The sequence below is a fragment of the Gilliamella sp. W8126 genome, from assembly GCF_016102185.1.
GTDB lineage: Bacteria > Pseudomonadota > Gammaproteobacteria > Enterobacterales > Orbaceae > Gilliamella > Gilliamella apis_A.
The window spans coordinates 1-6651 of sequence record NZ_JACFPE010000012.1 but is presented as its reverse complement, the minus strand read 5'-3'; the positions used below and the strand labels follow the sequence as shown (position 1 = coordinate 6651).

General features: G+C 38.4%; 8 protein-coding genes and 2 pseudogenes. 4 read left to right on the top strand and 6 right to left on the bottom strand.

The annotated features are described in order from the left end of the window. Positions 1-98: 98 nt before the first annotated feature. Positions 99-494 (bottom strand): annotated as a pseudogene (locus H3S74_RS12370) (helix-turn-helix domain-containing protein); the annotation flags it as partial. A gap of 87 nt (positions 495-581) precedes the next feature. Between H3S74_RS12370 and tetC the strand changes: the two are divergent. Further along, positions 582-1175 (top strand): tetracyline resistance-associated transcriptional repressor TetC, encoded by a 594-nt coding sequence (tetC, locus tag H3S74_RS12365; RefSeq protein ID WP_000428546.1) that lies wholly within the window; start codon positions 582-584, stop codon positions 1173-1175. 112 nt (positions 1176-1287) lie between these two features. On the opposite strand, the gene tet(B) is transcribed toward tetC, so the two are convergent. Next, positions 1288-2493 carry a tetracycline efflux MFS transporter Tet(B) gene (gene tet(B) / locus H3S74_RS12360; protein WP_001089068.1) on the bottom strand — a complete coding sequence of 402 codons (1206 nt, stop codon included), beginning with the start codon at positions 2491-2493 and terminating at the stop codon, positions 1288-1290. Positions 2494-2574: 81 nt separating this feature from the next. On the opposite strand from tet(B), the gene tetR(B) reads away from it, so the two are divergent. Next, on the top strand, positions 2575-3198 hold the full coding sequence (gene tetR(B) / locus H3S74_RS12355) for a tetracycline resistance transcriptional repressor TetR(B) (protein WP_000088605.1): 624 nt from the start codon (positions 2575-2577) through the stop codon (positions 3196-3198). On the opposite strand, the gene H3S74_RS12350 is transcribed toward tetR(B), so the two are convergent. Genes H3S74_RS12350 through H3S74_RS12340 form a run of 3 tightly spaced genes read right to left on the bottom strand, consistent with a single transcriptional unit; the run spans position 3176 to position 4569 of the window. Then, entirely contained in the window at positions 3176-3862 is a 687-nt protein-coding gene (locus H3S74_RS12350) for a helix-turn-helix transcriptional regulator (RefSeq protein WP_001284954.1), read from the bottom strand. The two genes, tetR(B) and H3S74_RS12350, sit on opposite strands and share 23 nt — an antisense overlap. A 7-nt stretch (positions 3863-3869) precedes the next feature. Continuing rightward, positions 3870-4256, bottom strand: coding sequence for a hypothetical protein (locus H3S74_RS12345; RefSeq protein ID WP_000460651.1), 387 nt, complete (start codon positions 4254-4256; stop codon positions 3870-3872). Next, positions 4249-4569 (bottom strand): antibiotic biosynthesis monooxygenase, encoded by a 321-nt coding sequence (locus tag H3S74_RS12340; protein ID WP_000562370.1) that lies wholly within the window; start codon positions 4567-4569, stop codon positions 4249-4251. Before H3S74_RS12340 ends, H3S74_RS12345 begins: the two co-directional genes overlap by 8 nt. Positions 4570-5012: 443 nt before the next feature. Here H3S74_RS12340 and gltS point away from each other — a divergent pair, with 443 nt between their 5' ends. Then, complete coding sequence (gltS, locus tag H3S74_RS12335) at positions 5013-6218, top strand: sodium/glutamate symporter (RefSeq protein WP_000599533.1); 1206 nt, start codon at positions 5013-5015, stop codon at positions 6216-6218. 230 nt (positions 6219-6448) lie between these two features. Next, a pseudogene (locus H3S74_RS12330) lies at positions 6449-6568 on the top strand (LysR family transcriptional regulator); the annotation flags it as partial. 15 nt (positions 6569-6583) lie between these two features. On the opposite strand, the gene H3S74_RS12505 reads toward H3S74_RS12330, so the two are convergent. Further along, on the bottom strand, positions 6584-6651 hold a 68-nt coding region (locus tag H3S74_RS12505; protein ID WP_223232774.1), incomplete at its 5' end, for a hypothetical protein.

The window sequence follows — 6651 nt, the reverse complement described above, 5'->3', positions numbered from 1 at the left end:
TACTCGTGGCTGCAACCCTACTAGCTCAAAATTTATTCACACATGGTTACGCTTTGGGGAAATTATGAGGGGATCTCTCAGTGCATTGCCTCCAATTCCCATAATTTATTACGCCGATAATAACTTGGTGTAACCTTAAAAATGTACTTAAATCGACGTGTAAAAGATTGTTGGGAATCAAATTGATATTTTAATGCGATCTCAAGGATAGTTTTTTTCGTCAACCTCAACTCAACAGCCGCTTTCGTCAAACGACGAGCACGAATATAGCTAGCCAGTGTGACCCCTGTTACTTTTTTGAACAGCCGCTGAAAATACCACTTGGTATAACCCGCTTTATTCGCCACATCATCAAGCAGTAAAGACTGATCTAAATTATGTTCAATCCATAATAGAACATCTTTGATAACCGTTGTATGAAACTGCTTATCATCATATCTTAATTGGATGTTATTAGCTTTATTTTGATAGCGAGAATGCTGTTCAATATACATAAAATAACCTAAATGTTCTTAAGATTGTCACGACCACATCATCATGATACCATAAACATACTGACGGTATGTTATTTTAAATCTATCATGGAAAATAAAAATCATCAACAAGAAAATTTTAAGAGTACCTATCAATCACTGGTTAACTCAGCACGAATATTGTTTGTTGAAAAAGGCTATCAAGCTGTTTCAATAGATGAGATCTCGGGAAAAGCGTTGGTGACCAAAGGTGCCTTTTATCATCACTTTAAAAATAAAAAACAATTACTCAGTGCCTGTTATAAGCAGCAATTAATTATGATTGATGCCTACATCACAACAAAAACTGATTTAACAAATGGTTGGTCTGCCTTAGAAAGTATATTTGAACATTATCTTGATTATATTATTGATAATAATAAAAACCTTATCCCTATCCAAGAAGTGATGCCTATCATTGGTTGGAATGAACTTGAAAAAATTAGCCTTGAATACATTACTGGTAAGGTAAACGCCATTGTCAGCAAATTGATCCAAGAGAACCAACTTAAAGCTTATGATGATGATGTGCTTAAAAACTTACTCAATGGCTGGTTTATGCATATCGCAATACATGCGAAAAACCTAAAAGAGCTTGCCGATAAAAAAGGCCAATTTATTGCTATTTACCGCGGCTTTTTATTGAGCTTGAAAGATAAATAAAATAGATAGGTTTTATTTGAAGCTAAATCTTCTTTATCGTAAAAAATGCCCTCTTGGGTTATCAAGAGGGTCATTATATTTCGCGGAATAACATCATTTGGTGACGAAATAACTAAGCACTTGTCTCCTGTTTACTCCCCTGAGCTTGAGGGGTTAACATGAAGGTCATCGATAGCAGGATAATAATACAGTAAAACGCTAAACCAATAATCCAAATCCAGCCATCCCAAATTGGTAGTGAATGATTATAAATAACAGCAAACAGTAATGGGCCAATAACACCGGTTGCATTGGTAAGGCTCACCAATAATCCCTGTAAAGCACCTTGCTGATGACTCTTTGTTTGGATAGACATCACTCCCTGTAATGCAGGTAAAGCGATCCCACCACCAGCCAATAAAATTAAAACAGGGAAAACTAACCAACCTTCAGATATAAACGCTAAAAAGGCAAATGCACTACTATCTGCAATAAATCCGAGCAGTACTGCCGTTTTTTCGCCCCATTTAGTGGCTATTCTTCCTGCCACAAAGGCTTGGAATACTGAGTGTAAAAGACCAAGACCCGCTAATGAAAAGCCAACCATCATGCTATTCCATCCAAAACGATTTTCGGTAAATAGCACCCACACCGTTGCGGGAATTTGGCCTATCAATTGCGCTGAAAAATAAATAATCAACAAAATGGGCATCGTTTTAAATAAAGTGATGTATACCGAATTCGATTGCGTCTCAACCCCTACTTCGGTATCTGTATTATCACGTGTATTTTTGGTTTCACGGAACCAAAACATAACCACAAGGAAAGCGACAATATTTAGCAACGCAGCGATAAAAAAGGGACTATGCGGTGAAATCTCTCCTGCAAAACCACCAATAATAGGCCCCGCTATTAAACCAAGCCCAAAACTTGCCCCTAACCAACCGAACCACTTCACGCGTTGAGAAGCTGAGGTGGTATCGGCAATGACCGATGCCGCGACAGCCCCAGTAGCTCCTGTGATCCCTGAAAGCAAACGGCCTAAATACAGCATCCAAAGCGCACTTGAAAAAGCCAGCAATAAGTAATCCAGCGATGCGCCTATTAATGACAACAACAGCACTGGGCGCCGACCAAATCGGTCAGACATTTTTCCAAGCCAAGGAGCAAAGATAACCTGCATTAACGCATAAAGTGCAAGCAATACGCCAAAGTGGTTAGCGATATCTTCCGAAGCAATAAATTCACGTAATAACGTTGGCAAGACTGGCATGATAAGGCCAATCCCCATGGCATCGAGTAACGTAATTACCAATGCGATCTTTGTCGAACTATTCATTTCACTTTTCTCTATCACTTATAGGGAGTGGTAAAATAACTCTATCAATGATAGAGTGTCAACAAAAATTAGGAATTAATGATGTCTAGATTAGATAAAAGTAAAGTGATTAACAGCGCATTAGAGCTGCTTAATGAGGTCGGAATCGAAGGTTTAACAACCCGTAAACTCGCCCAGAAGCTAGGTGTAGAGCAGCCTACATTGTATTGGCATGTAAAAAATAAGCGGGCTTTGCTCGACGCCTTAGCCATTGAGATGTTAGATAGGCACCATACTCACTTTTGCCCTTTAGAAGGGGAAAGCTGGCAAGATTTTTTACGTAATAACGCTAAAAGTTTTAGATGTGCTTTACTAAGTCATCGCGATGGAGCAAAAGTACATTTAGGTACACGGCCTACAGAAAAACAGTATGAAACTCTCGAAAATCAATTAGCCTTTTTATGCCAACAAGGTTTTTCACTAGAGAATGCATTATATGCACTCAGCGCTGTGGGGCATTTTACTTTAGGTTGCGTATTGGAAGATCAAGAGCATCAAGTCGCTAAAGAAGAAAGGGAAACACCTACTACTGATAGTATGCCGCCATTATTACGACAAGCTATCGAATTATTTGATCACCAAGGTGCAGAGCCAGCCTTCTTATTCGGCCTTGAATTGATCATATGCGGATTAGAAAAACAACTTAAATGTGAAAGTGGGTCTTAAAAGCAGCATAACCTTTTTCCGTGATGGTAACTTCACGGTAACCAAGATGTCGAGTTAACCACCCTTTAGATTCATAAAGCGAAAATAATGCGGCTCCAACGTACCCACCTAAATGGAAACGGCGTTCACTCCAATCTAAACACGCACAACAGATTTTACGTGAATGTTTGGAAGGAACGTCAATTCCCATTTCATGAAAATATTGAATACCACTTAATGTGATCATTGAACCATTTTCAGTGATCCATTGCTGTTGACAAAGGGAATCATAGATCTTAACGGCAACTTCGCCAGCTAAATGATCATAGCAAGTACGTGCTTTTCGTAAATGCACTGGCGTGGAAACTTTGGCATGTACGCCATGGTTTAAGGAGATCCCCATCATACTTTCCATCAATTCAGCAATATCTTTTCCTGCTAGCCGAAAATAACGATGCTTGCCTTGAGCTACTACTGTGATTAGCTGGCAATCTAATAATTTAGATAAATGACTGCTCGCCGTTGAAGCTGATATATTCGCCACAGAACTTAGCTCAGTGGCCGTCCAAGCTCGCCCATCCATCAAAGCACTGAGTATTTTAACTCGTGAAATGTCAGACATAGCCGCCCCTATCGCGGCTATTGAGGACTCAAAGGTAACCTCTTTTCGTATTAAATTAGCCATCGCAAGTTCACTTTATTGCCCAAGGGAGCGTAACAGATGCAGCCATACTATCATTGTCCGTTATTAATATCAGTTGGTTAGCATGGTCACTGTATTGCACTAAAATATTAATGTTATTCTCCGCCAATACTCGTGCTATTTCGCCAAGTTCCCCCGGTTTTTCCTGTTTTAACTTACGAATTAATGGTGTCCGGATCGCAAGTACTAACAGTCCAGCTTGCTCTAGCGCTATTTTAGCTTCCTTTCCTTGTTCAACAAGAAAATGAGCATGGCATTCATCACCAACCGTAAATATCCCTCCCCCTTCCAATCCAATACCTTTATTACCTAATGTTTTTCCTAGTAATGCTAATTGTCCTATTTGATTATCTAAAACAACGTGAACATCAAACATTATCCTTGTCCTTTTTAAATGAATATTCGCGAGTAATATGAGCAATACTAATTTTGTAAAAATCAAATATTGACTCTCGCCCTTCTTGTTGAGCTTTCGCATGTAAAACATGATTTTTCCATTGCAGAACTGCGTATTCGTTTTCCCACCAAGATAGCGATAACATTTTTCCTTCTGTAGCTAGACTTTGAAAACGTTCAATTGAAATAAAACCAGCTACATGACTTAATAGTGGTCTTAACTCCTCAGCTAAAGTCAAATAGCGAGTTTGTTGGTCGGGTTGTATTTGCACCTCAAATATTACAGCAATCATATTTTTCTCCGTTATTAATCAACAAACAGAGTAATCCACCCGAAAATTAACACTTCGATAAGCAACGAAATATAGAAAGGTCATGCTGCTGTTTTATGTTGTATATCACACTTCTTTAAATTGCTCGGCCTGCGCTTATCATGTTCTCCTTCTCTTATAATTTTGTTTATTATTTATACTTTTTTATTTTTTGCTATCACCGAAAATAGTGCGGATCCCGCATGGTATTTAGGTTTACCCATCATTAAATACCATTGTTGTTATTTTAATCTTTTTAATATTTCATGATTAAGATCACACTAAAATTATGACCCTATTAACTAAAAGTTATGGATACCCTAATAAAACTCATTGTTAAAGATTAGTTAACCAAAGTAACTTCATTTTTCACTATTGTTAAATTGTTATAGTGAAAATTCTGGTAAACTAATAGAGGTAAAAAAATGATCCTAGATGCCAGTTATACATTATTAGTCGCATGTATCGCGCTACTCATAGGAATGTTTGTCGTAAAATTTACCCCGTTCCTACAAAAAAACCACATACCAGAAGCCGTCGTTGGTGGCTTTATTGTTGCAATTGTTCTGTTAATTATTGATAAAACATCAGGTTATTCGTTTACTTTTGATGCTTCATTGCAAAGTTTATTAATGCTCACATTCTTTTCCTCTATCGGGCTAAGTTCTGACTTTTCTCGACTGATTAAAGGAGGAAAGCCGTTAGTTCTATTAACTATTGCAGTAACGATCCTAATCGCCATTCAAAATACTGTCGGCATGAGTATGGCTGTCATGATGAATGAAAGTCCATTTATTGGCTTAATTGCAGGTTCAATTACTCTAACAGGTGGTCATGGTAATGCCGGAGCATGGGGCCCTATTCTCGCTGATAAATATGGTGTAACAGGCGCCGTTGAATTAGCGATGGCTTGTGCAACACTTGGATTAGTGTTGGGTGGTTTAGTTGGCGGCCCTGTTGCCCGTCATCTTTTGAAAAAGGTCTCTATTCCTAAAACAACCGAGCAAGAGCGCGACACTATCGTTGAAGCTTTTGAGCAACCAAGCGTCAAAAGAAAAATCAATGCAAATAACGTTATTGAAACCATTTCAATGCTGATTATCTGTATTGTTGTTGGTGGCTATATCAGTGCATTGTTTAAAGATACTTTTCTGCAACTGCCTACTTTTGTCTGGTGTTTATTTGTCGGTATTATTATCCGTAATACACTGACTCATGTATTTAAACACGAAGTGTTTGAGCCGACCGTCGATGTATTAGGTAGCGTTGCTTTATCGCTTTTCTTGGCAATGGCGTTAATGTCATTAAAATTTGGTCAATTGGCAAGCATGGCAGGGCCAGTATTAATTATCATTGCTGTACAAACTGTTGTCATGGTGCTATTTGCCTGCTTTGTCACCTTCAAAATGATGGGCAAAGATTATGATGCTGTCGTGATCAGCGCGGGTCACTGTGGCTTTGGTATGGGAGCAACACCAACAGCAATTGCGAATATGCAAACAGTCACAAAAGCATTTGGACCATCACATAAAGCTTTCCTTGTCGTTCCTATGGTCGGTGCCTTTATTGTTGATATTTCAAACAGTATCTTAATTAAAATATTTATTGAAATTGGTACATACTTTACCTAATAGCTACACACTACTCGGCGTACTTCTCCTAACAATTTATTATAGGGCAGTATGCCGAGCCGCTTTCTTACCCCGTATATTCCCCTAGTCAATCTATTTAGCTTGCACGTTTACGAATTAATTCTCGTGACAACTAAACCAAAATTTGAATTATGACGAGTATATCTGATTATTTATACTTTATTCGTTAGAATAGTCCGTAGAAATAAATAATCAGTAGGCTACATGGAATGAAATTAAGACATCTCGATATCTTTTATGCTGTAATGACTTGTGGTTCCTTAACGCGTGCGGCTGAAGTTTTACATATTTCTCAACCCGCGGCGAGTAAAGCACTCAAACATGCTGAGCACTGAGAGATCCCCTCATAATTTCCCCAAAACGTAACCATGTGTGAATAGATTTTGAGTAAGCAGGGTTGCAGCCACGAGTG